The organism is Mongoliitalea lutea (genome assembly GCF_014652135.1).
GTDB lineage: Bacteria > Bacteroidota > Bacteroidia > Cytophagales > Cyclobacteriaceae > Mongoliitalea > Mongoliitalea lutea.
Genome location: NZ_BMYF01000004.1, coordinates 37,306 through 52,773, shown reverse-complemented (window position 1 = coordinate 52,773; position 15,468 = coordinate 37,306). Strand labels below are relative to the sequence as shown.

The following is a 15,468-nucleotide window of genomic DNA, read 5'->3' as shown; positions in this document are numbered from 1 at the left end:
CTTATTGTTCGAAAGAATTCTGTATGGGTTGATTTAAGTTTCTTAGAAATTGTAGAGAAAGCTGATTGAATTGCTCCGGTTGTTCCACATTGACTACGTGGCCGCAGGATTCGATTACTTTCAGGAAAGCGCGTTTATGGGATTGTACTATCTTCTTTACAGGTTCTAAAAACATGATATCTTCATCCCCCATGATGTACAGGGTAGGGATATTGATATCTTTTTCTTTGAAATAGTTGAGCAAAGGATTGATATCTTTGGTTAATTTAAACCATCGGATAAACTCCTTTTGGCACAATCGCTTGGCTTCTCTAACAAATAGATTTCTTGATTCCGCATGATTTTTTCTCGGCATGATGACAAAGGCAAACAAACGGTACAGCCACATGTAGGGAAGTATACTTTTGAATGTATTGCCCATCAACACAAGGAAACGGGAAGTGAAATTAAGCCTAGTCACAGCACCTGCCATAACCATAGACTTCACCCGCTCGGGCGCTAACTCTGCCAATTGACGGGCTAGGATGGTTCCCAATGAAACACCGACAATATGCGCCGGAGGTAGCTGCAAATGCTCTAAGACCTCAACGATATCTCTTGTGACAGCCTGAAAGGTATATTTTTCCTTGAATAAATTTTTAATGGAATTGGCTGATCGCCCATGTCCTCTTAAGTCAATCAATAAAAGATTAAATTCCTTTCTGAAATCCCTGATTTGCTTATGCCAAACGGATGAGGATCCTCCTGCCCCATGGATAAATACCACCCATTCCTTGCTGGAAGCATGTATGTATGTTTTGTGATACAACATTCTTTTATTCATTTTCTTGGCAGTATAACTCGGTCAGGATATAGAAAGTTATTAAACGGTAATTTACGCTGTTTCCCCATTGGTTGAAACCTGAATGGGTATAGATGGCTGGAATTGGATATCAATGGCCTTAAAATTTCTTTAGTAACTTTACCTCAGTTCCAAATGAAAATTTGCCGGGAAGAGTTCCTTTTTCAGCTTTAAAAAAATCCTGCCTGGGGAAAATTTTATTTTAAAGAATAAGCCTATGTGGGTGGAATTTAAAAGAAAATTCCACCCACATGCGTTAGTGATTGTTGTTATTTGGCGAATATTTGATTTGGGTCTTGGAATGATTTGAATTCTAGTGCATTTCCAGCGGGATCTAAGAAAAACATGGTTGCCTGTTCTCCAACTTCACCTTGGAATCGAATGTAGGGTTCAATCACAAACTGGATTCCGTTAGCCTTGAGGTGATCTGCCAAGGTATGCCATTCATCCCATGGAAGGATGGCTCCAAAGTGTCTTACGGGGACATTTTTTCCATCTACTTCATTGGCACGGACCTGTGCGAGTTCATCTGGCTTTACATGTGCAGAAAGTTGATGTCCAAAAAAGTTGAAGTCTATCCATTTGTCGGTGCTTCTTCCAATTTCACAACCCAATAGGTCTCCATAAAATGCCCGTGTCTCTTCTATATCCCGAATGGGAAAAGCTAAATGAAATGGCTTGAATTGATTCATATTTCCTTATTTTTGACAAAAATCAATCAAATTTTTCACTTTAAAAAAAGGCTTTTACAAATGGGTAAGAAAACTGTTTCATTGGTGTTATCCAGTGGTGGTGCACGGGGTATGGCACATATCGGGGCAATTGAGGCTTTGGAAGAGGCAGGTTATGAGATTGTTTCTATCGCTGGTTGTTCGGCAGGAGCGTTAGTAGGCGGGATTTATGCCACAGGTAATCTTCCAAAATTCAAGGAATGGATTTGTAACTTAGACAAGGTAGATGTATTTTCCTTAATGGATTTTACCTTTTCCAGTCGTGGCTTTATCAAAGGGGAAAAGGTATTTGGTGAGCTAAAAAAGCTTATTGAGGATTGTCAGATCGAAAATTTGAAGGTTCCGTTTTATTGCACAGCAGTTGAGATTCCTAATGGTAAGGAAAAAGTCTTCCATTCAGGGAGTTTGTATGAAGCAATTAGGGCATCGGTTTCAATTCCCTCGGTTTTAACTCCTGCCAAAATTGGAAAGCATGAATACATCGATGGAGGTATTCTGAATCCCATCCCATTTGATATTATTCCTAAAAAAGAATTGGGTGAAATCATGGTTGCTGTGGATCTAAATGGTTCCCTAGATGCTTTGGTCAAAGTCAAGAAAGTAAAGGAGAAAGAAGCTCTTCAGTTACCTTCTTGGATGAAGGAGTATAAGCAAAAGGTTAGCAAGTATTTTAAAGACGAAGGAAAAGAGGAGAAACATAAAGGCATGGGCTTCGTTGATTTGCTCAACTATTCCTTCGACCTCTTGCAAGATAAACTTTCAGATTTGGTGATAGCAAAACATGAGGTAGATATCCTGATTGAAATCGCACGTGACCAGGCGGGCACCCTGGAATTTGAAAAGGCACCGGAGCTGATTCAGATTGGTAAAGATAAAATGAAACAAGCAATCGAAGCATTTGAACATGGGAATTGAAGACTTAAATAAACTAATTGGTACTATTGATATCTATCTCTTGGATCAGATCCTCAAAGGGCGCTTTACCAAGGATATGAATATCTTGGATGTAGGGTGTGGGGAGGGTAGAAACACCATTTATTTTCTTCGTGAGGGCTATAAAATCTTTGGAATTGACCCCAATCCTATAGCTATTCAAATGGCTAGAATTTATGCAAAAACCATTCAACCGTCTTACGATCTGTTACGGTTTCAAGAGGGGAATGCTCAGGAGATTCCTTTCCACGAGGCAGCCTTTGATGCTGTCATAAGCTCAGCAGTGCTCCATTTTGCTCAGTCCGAGGAGGAGTTTATACAGATGTTTGCCGAACATGTACGCATACTCAAGCCAGGTGGAGTGTTTTTCCTGCGCATGTGTACAGATGCAGGCGGGATTTTGGCTAATGCCCCTCATTTAGGAGATGGAGTATATGTACTTCCCGATGGTTCTGAGAGATTCATATTGAAAGAAAGCCTTCTAAACTCCCTTTTGGAGAAATTTCCTCTTTCGTATTTGGAGCCGCCAAAATCCGTTTTGGTACATGGGCAGCGTGCGATGGGTGTTTTTGTGTTAGAAAAAGGCTATCGGCTTATTTAACCATATCTCCCATGATTTTGGCGGAAAGTAAGCAAAGTGGAATACCTCCGCCCGGATGCACACTTCCACCTACAAAATAGAGATTGGCGATATCCGAAGAGAAATTAGCATGTCGGAGAAAAGCTGCATAGCGGTTATTGGAACTGTTTCCATACAAGGCACCATTGGCAGAAGAAGTTTTGGATTCAATGGTTCTTGGTTCCAGTATTTGCTCTACTTCAATCAAAGGTTCAATGTCTGTTTGGAGGATACGGTTGATTTTTTGGATGATGGCTTTTTTGGCATCTGTGATCATGTGGTCCCAATCTTGTCCCTGATTATTGGGTACATTGATCATGGTAAACCAGTTCATGCAGCCTTCCGGCGCATCGTCTTTTTTGTACACCGATGTGATATTGATATACACCGTTGGGTCTTCGTAAATGCTTCCTTTATTGAAGATGTGGTCAAATTCCTCTTGATAATTCTCGCTGAAGAGAATATTATGAAGGTCTAACTCTTTAAACTCCCGCTTGATGCCCCAATAGAAGATCAGGGCGGAAGAAGATTTGGGTTGATTGAGTAGCTTTTCTGGTTGTTTTTGTTTGCGAAGGATAGTTTTATAGGCATTGACCATATCCATGTTATTGATGACAATGGTCGCTGGATAGGTTTTGTCCTCAGTTTTAACGCCGTTCACTCGTTTCCCCTCTACCATTACTTCTTCTACTTTGGTATTGAAAATAAAGTGTACACCCAGGTTTTTGGCGAGTTTGTACAGGCTATTGGTGATATCAAACATCCCTTTGTTTGGAAAGTAAGCACCTATATTGAATTCCAAATGTGGGATGATGTTCAGAGTCGCAGGTGTTTCATAAGGGTTGGAGCCATTGTAGGTTGCATAGCGGTTAAATAGCTGTACAGTCTTTTCCTGCTTAAATTGGGCTTGGTTTGCTTTGTGCATGGTGCTAAAGATGCCTAGCTTCCCAAGCTTCAGGTAACATTTGAGTGCCTGCGCATTGAGCCAAGTCTGCCAACGGTGAAGTGAGCGATGCATGAAAAGCGGGGCTAAGTGCTCGTAAATAAAGGACGACTTCTGCAAGGCCTGTCGGATATTTGCTTTTGGTTCTCCCAGCTGTGTTTCTACTTCTTCTGCAAACTTCTCCAAATCAGCATACGCATGTACCCGCTTCCCATCTTCCCAAAAGTAATGACAGGCGACAGGTAGTTTGGTGTATTGAAAATAATCCGAGGGATTCTTTCCTGCTAACCGGAATAATTCCTCTACTTGCTCAGGCAAAGTAAAGAGTGAAGGTCCTGCGTCAAAGCGATAGCCATGTAATTGAAATTCCGATAGCTTACCTCCTGGATAGCTGTTGGACTCCAACACTGTTACTTCAAAACCTTTACATGCCATGCGGATAGCGGAAGCAATACCTGCAATACCTGCTCCGATTACAATTACCTTTTTCACCTTTTGTTAATTTCTTTGATCAATACTAATCCCATACCGAAATGTTCAAGCTATCCTCATAAAGCTTACCTTGGATTTGCTCAAAATTAAAAAACCCTTTTCAACAAACGCTGAAAAGGGTTCCATTTATAAAGCTGATTTTCATCAGCACTTTTCGAATACTCTGCGGAAACTGCATGCCTCGCTCAGGCGCTTATGTAAATCTCCAATTGCGACGCGTTCTTGTTCAGTGGTATCTCGGTGACGGATAGTAACTGTATTATCTTCCAAGGTTTGATGGTCTACCGCAATACAGAAAGGAGTTCCTATCAAGTCCTGACGGGTATAACGTTTTCCGATGGAAGCGGCATCTTCATAGACAATATTGAAGTCGTATTTCAACAAGTTGACGATTTCCTGACCTTTTTCTGGCAGCCCATCTTTTTTGGTCAACGGAAGAATCGCCGCTTTTACCGGAGCGATAGCAGGGTGAAACTTCAAGTACGTACGCTCTTTTCCATCCACATGCTCATTGACATAGGCATTGCAAAGGGTCATCAAGAAAAGACGATCGGCTCCAATGGAGGTTTCTATGACATAAGGAATGTAATTTTGATTGATTTCAGGATCGAAATACTGCTGTTTCTTTTTAGAGTATTCCTGATGGCTCTTCAAATCAAAATCAGTTCGGGAGTGAATTCCTTCTACCTCTTTAAAACCAAAAGGAAATTCAAACTCGATATCCATGGCAGCATTGGCATAGTGCGCCAGCTTTTCATGGTCATGTCTTCTTAATTTTTCTTCCGGGATACCAAGTGCTTTGTGCCATTGCATACGCGTACCTGCCCATTCTTTGTACCAATCAAGTTCGGAGCCAGGTCGCACGAAGAACTGCATTTCCATTTGCTCAAATTCACGCATACGGAAGATAAACTGTCTTGCGACAATTTCATTTCTAAAGGCTTTTCCAATTTGGGCAATACCAAAGGGAACTTTCATGCGGGCCGTTTTCTGTACATTCAGGAAGTTGACAAAAATACCTTGTGCAGTCTCTGGTCTCAAATAGATGGTAGAAGCATCTTCAGCCACAGAGCCTACTTGCGTCGAAAACATCAAGTTAAACTGACGTACTTCTGTCCAATTTGATGTTCCTGAAAGTGGACATGTAATTCCTTCATTGATGATCAATTCTCTGACACCAGCTAAGTCTTCAGCCTCTAGCAGTCGAGCCATCGCATTCAGTAGATTCTGTGCACGCTCTTTATCTCCGGCCTTTTCGTAGGTGGCAGCTTTTTCTTCAATCAGGACATCCGCTCTGTAGCGTTTCTTGGAATCCTTGTTGTCAATCATCGGATCGTTGAAACTATCTACGTGACCGGAAGCCTTCCAGGTAGTTGGATGCATAAAAATTGCAGCATCAATCCCAACGATGTTATCATTCAATCGGGTCATGGTTTCCCACCACAGACGCTTCAAATTGTTTTTTAACTCTACTCCATAAGGTCCAAAGTCATAGACTGCTTGAAGTCCATCGTAAATCTCGGAGGATGGATACACAAAACCGTATTCTTTGGCATGTGCAATGATATCTTTCAATTGTGCGTTTTCCGCAGTTTGTTCGTTCTTTGCCATAGGGCGCAAAAATAAGTAAAATGACTGAATAGCAAGGTAAAGGTCTAGTCTATTCCTGAATAATTGACATAAAAAAATCCTTTCATGTGAAAAATATGAAAGGATTTTTGCAAAAGATTGTTTTGTTGATAATTAACGGAAGGTGTACTTCAGACCGAGACCGGCTCTAAAGTAATTTCTTCGCTCATTAGGGAAGATTGGACTAGCCTCCATAGAGACACCCACATTTTTAGAGTTAAATGGCTTAACTAATAAGCCGAATGGAATACCCAAATAAAATCCATTGCTATCTCCTTCTGATCCCAGATGAAACCCAGAATAGAAATTCACCTCATCTCTTTTGATAAAGTTGTAACCGAAAGTTCCTTCAATGCCTACACTGCGTCCCGTTGATAATCTAGCTTCTCCAAAAATCTGATTATCAGGATCTGTGCCTATACCTACAAAGGTGTCAGAACTTAATCGCTGAATTCCGGCAGCAATTTGAGCTTGGGAATTGATTACTAGCCCTCCAAATAATAGGAAGATCAAAACAAATAGTTTTCTCATAAAATAAGTAGTTGGTTCTTTAGTGTGCCGGACAAATAATGGGCCAAAACTAGGCAAGTGTGATTTTTTTGCCTGTTTGATGACTCTCAAAAGCTGCCTCAATAATTCTCAAGACTAAGATAGCTTCCTCCATTTTCACCAAAAGAGAGGATTTCCCTTGGATTGCCTCAGCGATATTTTGATAGTACAAGCGATAGTCTCCACGCTCTGTAGGGTAGGACATGCTCGCATGAGCCAAATGTAATTGACCCCAAGATTGGGCAGGCTCCATTCCCCAGTTTGGTCCTTTGGGAGTTCGTTCTTCTTTCAATGCTTTTTCTTGTACATCCAAGCCGTACTTGATGTAGCTTCCTTTTTCTCCTAAGATTAAAAACTTCATCATCGGAACATTGCTCATACAGGAAGCTGTCAACCGGCAATGGATACCTGGATAGTGTAGGGTGATATCAAAGAAATCATCCGCTACCGCGTTATTCCTTTGCTTGAGAATAGTTGCTTGTACCGAGGTAGGCTTACCAAATAGCAAGACTGCTTGGTCAATTAAGTGGGTACCTAGATCATACGTAATTCCATTACCGGGAACATCTTTTTCCCTCCAATTATCGACTAAATCAGGTCTGAATCGGTCGAAATGAGATTCGAAATGGACGATTCTTCCCAAGGTTCCTTCCTGAAGCAATTTCTGCACAGTTCGTATGTCCCCGTCCAATCGTCGGTTTTGGAATACCGAGAGTATAAGTCCTTTTTCTTGAGCTAAGGCATGCAGCGCTTCCGCTTCATGGGAATGAACAGTAACTGGTTTGTCCACAACCACATGTTTTCCCGCTTCCAATGCGAGTTTGGCTTGGGTATAATGAAATTCATTAGGTGTGACGATGACAATCAAATCAGCGGCATCTGCTTCCAAGAGGTCCTCCAAACTTCGATAAACCGTCACATCGGGATACTTTTCCTGGGAGCGATTGCTTTTTCGCTCGACAACAGCTGTCAATTCCATCCCAGGACAAACACTGATTAAGGGAGCATGAAATTTTTCACCTACCGATCCATAGCCGACTAAGCCAACTCTGATTTTAGACATGTCAATTGTAATTAAAAAGAATTAATGATGGTGACCTCCTGGGCCATGAACATGGCCATGGTCAATCTCTTCTGGGTCAGCATCACGAATGGCTACAATTTCCCCTTTAAAATGCAAGTCAAATCCAGCCAAAGGAGAGTTGAAATCCATATGAACTCCTTTGTAATCTATTTTGATGATTTCTCCACGGAGTTGGTTGCCTTTATCATCTTGCATGGGAATCACTTTTCCTACTTTCAATAAATCTTTTTGTTTCTGCCCATTTTCTTTGAAGTTGGATTTTGGGATGATTACCTTTTTATTTTCATCATAGTCTCCGTAAGCATTTTCAAAGTCAATAAAAACATCGAAGGTGTCTCCAACTTCTTTACCCTCAAGTGCATGTTCTAGGGCAGGTAATAGATTGCCTGCTCCAAATAAAAAGTAAAACGGCTGCTCTTTATCCACCTTTTCGAAAAACTCCATGCCGCTCTCTCCATCGTCTACATGTAGCTCGTAACTTACGGCTACAACTTTATTTTTTTCTATTTTCATGATGATATATTGAAAGTACAAGATTACTAAAATCCCGGTAGATAAGGAAATGGGGTGTTCGTTAATGCTTTGATAATTAGAAATACGCTCTTGGTTGAAATAATGTAGAAATAAAGTTGAAATAATTGGGAGAGTGGGATATTGATTGATATTGATGGATATTTTTTGATATTGGATATTCGATAATTGAAATAAGGTGGAAATAAAGTTGAAATAAGGCAGAAATAATTGGGAGAGAGATATTGGTGCAGGCGCGGAAAAGTCCTGGTAGGTTTTTAAAACCTGCCAGGACTACACCTTTGATAAATAGCTACTTAATGTTATTTCTTCCTTCAGAATAACTAACAGATTTGCGGATGTAGCCCAACTCATGCAAAATATGCCCCGTCAATATGGCTAGATTTAAACCTAACCTTATTTTACCATCCCTGAACAAAAACATGCAATTTAATTCCATCAGTCCAGCTTTAGGGGCGATAGCCCTGCGATCTAGAGGCTACTGCAAAGAATTTTGGATGCTTGGAAGATGTTATATTATATCGTTTATAATTGGCATTAACGGACAAGATATCAGCGCTACGCGCCTTTTAAACCACTATTGAAAATCCGTGCTACGAAGATATCAGGGCTACGCCCCTTTTTTACCTATTTTTTTCAACTATTGTGATAATAATCAATCATACCACTCAAATAAATATTTGGGGTCATACTCTACCTCAAATTTTTTTAACATTAAAAGGTATTCCTCTCTAAAACTCTGTTTTTTATGGTGGATAGGTTGATTTAAGACATATTTTACAACATTGTCAATTTGTGATTTAGAATAAGAAAAAGCTCCATATCCATCCTGCCAAGCAAATTTGCCAACTACGATTCTTTTTCCATTGATCCAGTTGGAGGAGCCAGATTTAACTTGTTCCATTAATTTGGATGGAGAAATAGAAGGATGCATTCCAACAAAAATGTGGACATGATCAGGATTGCAGTAAATGGAATATGTTTTACATTTATTCTTTGTTACTAATCCACACATGATTTTTTCAACTTCTTCCCTATAAGGTTCTTTAATGAATTTTGTTCTTCCTTTTACAGCAAAAACATATTGTGTGAAAAGTTGGGTATATGTATTTGGCACAATGATTTGGATTTAGAATGCTCTAATTTAAAATTTGAGGGTGAAAAAACTCAAAATGGATACCAACTTAAGTACTTAATTTAGAGGCGTACATTTTTTACTTGTAACAACTACTATTTGTATAATACCCTTTAGGGGCGCTAGCCCTGCGATCTTCGTAGAAAAAAAGGGATAGCACGAGATCAGAGGGGCGTCAGCCCTGAGGTCTAGAGGCTACTGCTCAGAATTTTGGACATTTGGAAAATGGTGTATTGCATCGGTTATTTTTGGATTGGCCACTAATGGATAAGATATCAGCGCTACGCGCCTCTTAAACAACCATTGAAAATCTGTGCTACGAAGATATCAGGGCTATGCCTCTTGCGTGAAACTTTCAGGGAATAATTTTTTTGTGTCTCTTCGCCCCTGTCTTTCGCCAGGCAGGTCTTTGTGAACCCAACCTTTTTCCAATTGAAATTACATCCTTTTTTTCAACCCTGTCAAAAACACACTATATTCATCCATGGAATTTGGACAACCGACAGCGGCTCAAAAAACCAAATTTATGCTCTATCAGGTAGGGAAGGGTTTCTTCTTTCTTGGGCTTTTGGTAGGGCTGTTTTTTATTATTCGACACTTGATCGGGGCAGAGGCACGGGAGGAGTGGTTTGGGGCTATCTATAACAATCCTACTTTGGTAATGACTGTATTTGTAGCTTCAGAACACCTTTTTGGCATAGTTCCTCCCGAAGTCTTTATGCTATGGGCTCTGGAAACAAAAAGTTTAGGGCCATATTACTTAGCCATTCTCATTCTCTCAATTATTTCTTATGCTGCTGGTTGGATCAATTTTAACCTGGGAAGAATGATCTCCAAGCGCTACGATTTGCGAAATGCCAACAATCGATTTATTAGGAAGAACCTTGCCTTGATCAAAGAATATGGAGCGTACTTGGTCATAGTAGCCTCCATTAGCCCCTTGCCCTTTTCTGCTATTGCCTTGTTGGCAGGTTCTAGCGGTATTTCTCAGAAAAAGTACTTGCTGAACAGTCTCTTCAGGATCTTGCGTTTTTTTGTTTACGCATATATTCTTTACAAAATCCAACAGTAATTTCACCAACAAATTACCAATTCAAGTGTTGAATGGGTAACTTTGCCTGTTATGAATGCTACCATTGCTACTCCTGTAGATCAGATCGATCAGTTAGATCCCAAAGAATATATCATCATCAAAAATGCCCGCGTCAATAACTTGAAGGGGGTGAGTTTGGCGATTCCCCGAAATAAATTGGTGGTGGTAACTGGCCTATCCGGTTCAGGAAAATCATCTCTCGCTTTTGATACCTTATTTGCTGAAGGACAGCGGATGTATGTAGAGTCCTTGAGTTCCTATGCCCGTCAATTTTTAGGTAGGATGGAAAAGCCGGATGTAGAATACATCAAAGGTGTTTCTCCTGCAATTGCTATTCAGCAGAAGGTAACTACCAAAAACCCTCGCTCTACTGTCGGTACGACCACAGAAATATATGATTACCTCAAATTGCTTTTTAGCAGAATCGGCAAAACCTATTCCCCAATAAGCGGGGAAGAAGTGAAGCATCATACCGTGACGGATGTGGTGGATTTTATTTTGAGTTTTGAGGAAGGGCAAAAGGTCATGATTTCCTGCCCTTTGCAGGTCCTGGCCGGACGTACCTTGGAGCAAGAATTGGAATTGCTCTTACAAAAGGGATATACCCGCATATTGATTGAAGGTGAAGCCTATTTTGTAGAGGATTTACTTGGAAACAAGGATGTGCCCAAAGGTTCAATCGATATCTTAATTGATAGAGCCTCTGTGAGAAAGGATGATGAGGATAATCAATTCCGTATTGCGGATTCTGTACAAACAGCCTTTTTCGAAGGGCATGGGGAATGCACGATCACTGTTCCTGGAGAAGTAACCCGCACCTTTTCGGATAAATTTGAATTGGATGGGATTAGCTTTGAACTGCCTTCCGTCAACTTTTTCTCCTTCAATAATCCTTATGGAGCTTGTAAAACCTGTGAAGGATTCGGTTCTGTTTTGGGAATTGACCCTGATTTGGTAATTCCTGACAAGAGTATGTCTGTCTTTGAAGGAGCTATTGCGCCTTGGAGAGGAGAAAGTACAGGGAAATGGTTGGAACCATTAGTGAAAAAAGGTATTTACTTTGATTTCCCTATTCATCGAGCTTATGAAGATTTAAGCCCTGAAGAACAAGAATTGCTTTGGACTGGAAATTCTTACTTCAAAGGATTAAACGCATTCTTTGAAGACTTAGAGTCCAAGACCCATAAAATTCAATACAGGGTAATGCTTTCCCGATTCCGTGGACGTACTACTTGCCCTGATTGTAGAGGGACACGTTTGCGAAAAGATGCTTCTTATGTGAAAATTGGAGGGAAATCCATTACTGACTTGGTCTTGCTTCCAATAGAGAAAGGGTTAGCGTTTTTCCAAAATCTTTCTCTTACTGAACAGGAGCAAAAAGTTGCTAAACGATTGCTCAAGGAGATTTTAAATCGTCTTGAATATATAGATAAAGTTGGCTTGGGGTACTTAACCCTCAATCGACTGACCTCAACATTATCAGGAGGTGAGTATCAGCGGATCAAGCTAGCCACTTCTTTGGGTTCCGCACTTGTAGGCTCCATGTATATCTTAGATGAACCCAGTATTGGTTTGCATCCGAGAGATACCGATCGCTTGATTGAAGTGCTCAAATCCTTGAGAGACTTAGGCAATACCGTTATTGTAGTAGAGCATGAGGAAAAAATCATGCGGGCTGCGGATCAAATCATTGATATTGGCCCAGATGCTGGTGTCTTGGGTGGTGAGCTTGTTTTCCAAGGTAACTTGCAACAGTTACTCTCCAGCGCTCAAACGCATACCGCTAGATATTTGAAAGGGGAAGAAAAGATTTTAGACCGATTACAGCCCCGAACTTGGAAGGATTTTATCTTGGTCAAAGGTGCCCGAGAAAATAACCTGAAGAATTTGCAGGTGAAATTTCCATTGAATACACTTACAGTGGTGACAGGGGTATCTGGTTCAGGAAAATCTACCCTTATTAAAAAAGTGTTGTATCCAGCCCTTGGAAAGACATTGGGTACTGTTTTAGATGAAACAGGCAAGTTTGATAAACTGGAAGGCGACTACAAGAAAATCACTCAAATTGAGTTTGTCGATCAAAATCCTATTGGAAAATCCAGTCGATCTAATCCTGTGACCTATGTGAAAGCATATGATGCGGTCAGGACTTTGTATGCAGAACAGCCTTTAGCAAAGCAGCGGGGCTATAAGCCTGCATTCTTTTCCTTCAACGTGGATGGTGGAAGATGCGAGGCATGTCAGGGAGAAGGCACGGTGACTGTAGAGATGCAGTTTATGGCAGATATTCATCTGACTTGCGAAAGCTGTAAAGGGAAGCGTTTCAAAAACGAAATTCTCGATATTAAATACCAAGACAAGGATATCTCTGATGTATTAGCGATGACCATAGATGAGGCGATGGAATTTTTCAAAGGAAAGAGCCAAATTATCAATCGCCTGCAACCCTTACAGGAAGTAGGATTGGGTTATGTAGGGATGGGTCAGTCTTCCAACACCTTATCAGGAGGGGAGGCCCAGAGAGTGAAGTTGGCATCATTCCTAGGAAAAGGAGGCACGAAAGCTGGTGATCATATCCTTTTTGTTTTTGATGAACCTACCACGGGACTTCATTTCCACGATATCCGAAAGTTACTGCATTCCATTCAGGCATTGATTGACCAAGGCCATTCTGTGATCATCATTGAGCATAATACAGAAGTGATTCGGGCAGCTGATTGGGTTATTGATTTAGGTCCTGAAGGAGGAGAGCGTGGAGGAAATCTTTGTTTTGAGGGAACTCCTGAGGCAATGTTAATAGTCCAGGATAATCATACAGCACATTATCTCAGAGAAACCATCAATTTTGATCGCTGATGGACTTTAACCTTCAATATGCTTTTGAATTGTTGGGAACCTATGTGTTTGCAATTTCAGGTGCTCTAGCGGTTCGGGATAAAGAACATGATGTCTTTGGAGCAGGCTTTACCGGTTTTATTACGGCGATTGGAGGGGGGAGTTTGCGGGATATTTTGTTGGGCTCCTATCCATTGGTATGGGTAGGAGATATTTGGGTATTGTATGCTATTTTAGCTGGAGTTTTGACGGCATTTGTCTTTCCAAGTATCATGTTGAAATTGCGGAAAACCATGTTTCTATTTGATACCCTGGGGATAGCTTTATTTACGGTATTGGGTGTGGAAAAGGCACTTTCATTGGGAGTTCGTCCCGAGATTGCGGCTATTATGGGGATGTTTTCTGCGGTGATGGGGGGAGTTATCCGAGATACTTTAGTCAATGAAATTCCTATCTTATTCCGCAAGGAGGTATACGCTTCTGCTTGTTTGGCTGGGGCGATTTTATATTTAGTCCTCAATTATTTTGGCATTGAGCGGGATTGGAATTTGATTATTTCAGGGTCGTTGATTTTTACGATTAGGATATTGGCAGTGAAGTATAAGTTGAGTTTGCCTCGATTGGATTAGGAGCTCGCGGAAGGCGCAGAATCCATGGAAAGGAAGGGGAATTAAACCTTTGAGGTCTTGGAGACCTCGAAGGTTTACCACAGATGCAGAAATGTTCCCCAATTTTTCTCGCAGTATTTGCGCTGGAGACTTAAAAAAGTTTAATAATCTAACATCTTGGGAAGTAGCCTAATGACTTGAATAGTCTACAAAAAAAGACAAAAGATTTTTTTGTGCGATGATATCGAATCTATATTTTTTTAATACCTTAGTTAGAATGAAGGGTATAAGGATACAGCTTTTGATTGTTTTTGTGATGCTTTTGGCTTCTTGTAAAAAGGCTGAGGTATCAGGGTTATTGACTATTGACGTTACTAAAAATACTGAAAAAGAGCTTGCATTGAGTGATATTTCAGCATCAGTCATTAAAATATCGCTTGAAAATCATGAAGATGCGTTGATCACAACTATTAAGGAAGTGGTAACGATTGATTCCTATTTTGTTGTCATTACATATGATTCCAGAATATTAATTTTCGACCAAGATGGGCTTTTTGTAAATGCTGTAGGGAAAAAAGGGGAAGGTCCTGGTGAACATAGATTTATTTCGGCTTTTGCCAAGGATGAGGATTCAAGAAAATTTTATGTGGTATCTTCTAAAAAAGTATTGGTGTACAGTTTCGATTTTCAACTGATAGATGAATTTACTTTGGATTACTATATCAGCAATTTATCTATTCAAAATAACAACATTTATGTTGTTTCGAATGCCTATGAAATACCAGTGGAGGAGGGGTATGCGACTGAGACATCCCTCTACGTTTTGGACAAAACTTTTGCTAGTTTGGATACAATTCCACTAAGGAGGGTGGTGAGAAAAGACAGGCAAGCAAGTATTTTGGGCTATAACAAATTTATTAGTACAGATGGATTAAATACGTTTATCTATGCTCCAGTAGCTACAAATGAGGGTTTTTTACGGGATACAATTTTTCAAATTGCAGCTAATACGGTAGTTCCTTACGCTAAATTACGTTTTGCTGAGCCACATGTAGATGAGAAGGGTATCAAAACATATTGGATTGCCAATATTTTTTCAACAGCCAACTATTTGGGTGCTCACTATTATAAGGAGGCTAACAATATTCATTTTTTCTTGTATGACAGAAATACCTCAAAGCGATTTAATTTCAAAGGTGGACCGTTGGATGATGAAGGGGATGTAGTTGTCCTTAATTTGTTGGATGCAAGTACTGATACATTTTATTATGTGAAGACAGATACATATGCTGATGTAGCAAATGAAGAACAAAACCCAATTATCGGAATCGTGAAATTGAAGTAATCAATTGACTATTGGGATGTTTTTGGTTCGTGGAAGGCGCGGAATCCACGGAAAGGATGGAAATTTAATCGTTGAGGTCTTGTAGACCTCGAAGATTTTT

At 40.3% G+C, this 15,468-nt stretch carries 14 protein-coding genes; 6 read left to right on the top strand and 8 right to left on the bottom strand.

All coding sequences use genetic code 11. The annotated features are described in order from the left end of the window. Position 1: 1 nt before the first annotated feature. Together IE080_RS04275 and IE080_RS04270 are read right to left on the bottom strand one after the other, a co-directional pair. On the bottom strand, positions 2-811 hold the full coding sequence (locus IE080_RS04275; protein WP_189579367.1) for an alpha/beta fold hydrolase: 810 nt from the start codon (positions 809-811) through the stop codon (positions 2-4). Between the two features lie 299 nt (positions 812-1,110). After that, positions 1,111-1,533: a VOC family protein gene (locus tag IE080_RS04270; RefSeq protein ID WP_189579216.1), complete on the bottom strand. Its 423-nt coding sequence runs from the start codon at positions 1,531-1,533 to the stop codon at positions 1,111-1,113. Between the two features lie 60 nt (positions 1,534-1,593). On the opposite strand from IE080_RS04270, the gene IE080_RS04265 reads away from it, so the two are divergent. Both IE080_RS04265 and IE080_RS04260 read left to right on the top strand, forming a co-directional pair. Next, positions 1,594-2,487 carry a patatin-like phospholipase family protein gene (locus IE080_RS04265; protein ID WP_189579215.1) on the top strand — a complete coding sequence of 298 codons (894 nt, stop codon included), beginning with the start codon at positions 1,594-1,596 and terminating at the stop codon, positions 2,485-2,487. Then, positions 2,477-3,106, top strand: coding sequence for a class I SAM-dependent methyltransferase (locus tag IE080_RS04260; RefSeq protein WP_189579214.1), 630 nt, complete (start codon positions 2,477-2,479; stop codon positions 3,104-3,106). Before IE080_RS04265 ends, IE080_RS04260 begins: the two co-directional genes overlap by 11 nt. Here the strand turns inward: IE080_RS04260 and crtD are convergent. From crtD to tnpA, 6 genes are all read right to left on the bottom strand, one after another. Beyond that, entirely contained in the window at positions 3,099-4,502 is a 1,404-nt protein-coding gene (gene crtD, locus IE080_RS04255) for a 1-hydroxycarotenoid 3,4-desaturase CrtD (protein WP_229800508.1), read from the bottom strand. The two genes, IE080_RS04260 and crtD, sit on opposite strands and share 8 nt — an antisense overlap. 201 nt (positions 4,503-4,703) lie before the next feature. Beyond that, complete coding sequence (locus IE080_RS04250; protein WP_189579212.1) at positions 4,704-6,170, bottom strand: glycine--tRNA ligase; 1,467 nt, start codon at positions 6,168-6,170, stop codon at positions 4,704-4,706. 132 nt (positions 6,171-6,302) lie between these two features. Further along, a complete protein-coding gene (locus IE080_RS04245) occupies positions 6,303-6,719 on the bottom strand; it encodes an outer membrane insertion C- signal (RefSeq protein ID WP_189579211.1) in 417 nt (138 codons plus the stop codon). A 49-nt stretch (positions 6,720-6,768) separates the two neighbouring features. Continuing rightward, positions 6,769-7,800: an oxidoreductase gene (locus IE080_RS04240; protein ID WP_189579210.1), complete on the bottom strand. Its 1,032-nt coding sequence runs from the start codon at positions 7,798-7,800 to the stop codon at positions 6,769-6,771. 21 nt (positions 7,801-7,821) lie between these two features. Further along, positions 7,822-8,334 carry an FKBP-type peptidyl-prolyl cis-trans isomerase gene (locus tag IE080_RS04235; RefSeq protein WP_189579209.1) on the bottom strand — a complete coding sequence of 171 codons (513 nt, stop codon included), beginning with the start codon at positions 8,332-8,334 and terminating at the stop codon, positions 7,822-7,824. 673 nt (positions 8,335-9,007) lie between these two features. Beyond that, a complete protein-coding gene (gene tnpA / locus IE080_RS04230; protein ID WP_189579208.1) occupies positions 9,008-9,469 on the bottom strand; it encodes an IS200/IS605 family transposase in 462 nt (153 codons plus the stop codon). Between the two features lie 502 nt (positions 9,470-9,971). On the opposite strand from tnpA, the gene IE080_RS04225 reads away from it, so the two are divergent. The 4 genes from IE080_RS04225 to IE080_RS04210 all read left to right on the top strand — a co-directional run bounded on the left by IE080_RS04225 (position 9,972) and on the right by IE080_RS04210 (position 15,368). Further along, positions 9,972-10,559, top strand: a complete 588-nt coding sequence (locus tag IE080_RS04225; protein WP_189579207.1) for a VTT domain-containing protein — start codon at positions 9,972-9,974, stop codon at positions 10,557-10,559. A 51-nt stretch (positions 10,560-10,610) separates the two neighbouring features. Beyond that, positions 10,611-13,436: an excinuclease ABC subunit UvrA gene (uvrA, locus tag IE080_RS04220; protein ID WP_189579206.1), complete on the top strand. Its 2,826-nt coding sequence runs from the start codon at positions 10,611-10,613 to the stop codon at positions 13,434-13,436. Further along, entirely contained in the window at positions 13,436-14,044 is a 609-nt protein-coding gene (locus IE080_RS04215; protein WP_189579205.1) for a trimeric intracellular cation channel family protein, read from the top strand. Before uvrA ends, IE080_RS04215 begins: the two co-directional genes overlap by 1 nt. Positions 14,045-14,300: 256 nt before the next feature. Continuing rightward, a complete protein-coding gene (locus IE080_RS04210) occupies positions 14,301-15,368 on the top strand; it encodes a DUF4934 domain-containing protein (protein WP_189579204.1) in 1,068 nt (355 codons plus the stop codon). The last annotated feature ends 100 nt before the right edge of the window (positions 15,369-15,468 follow it).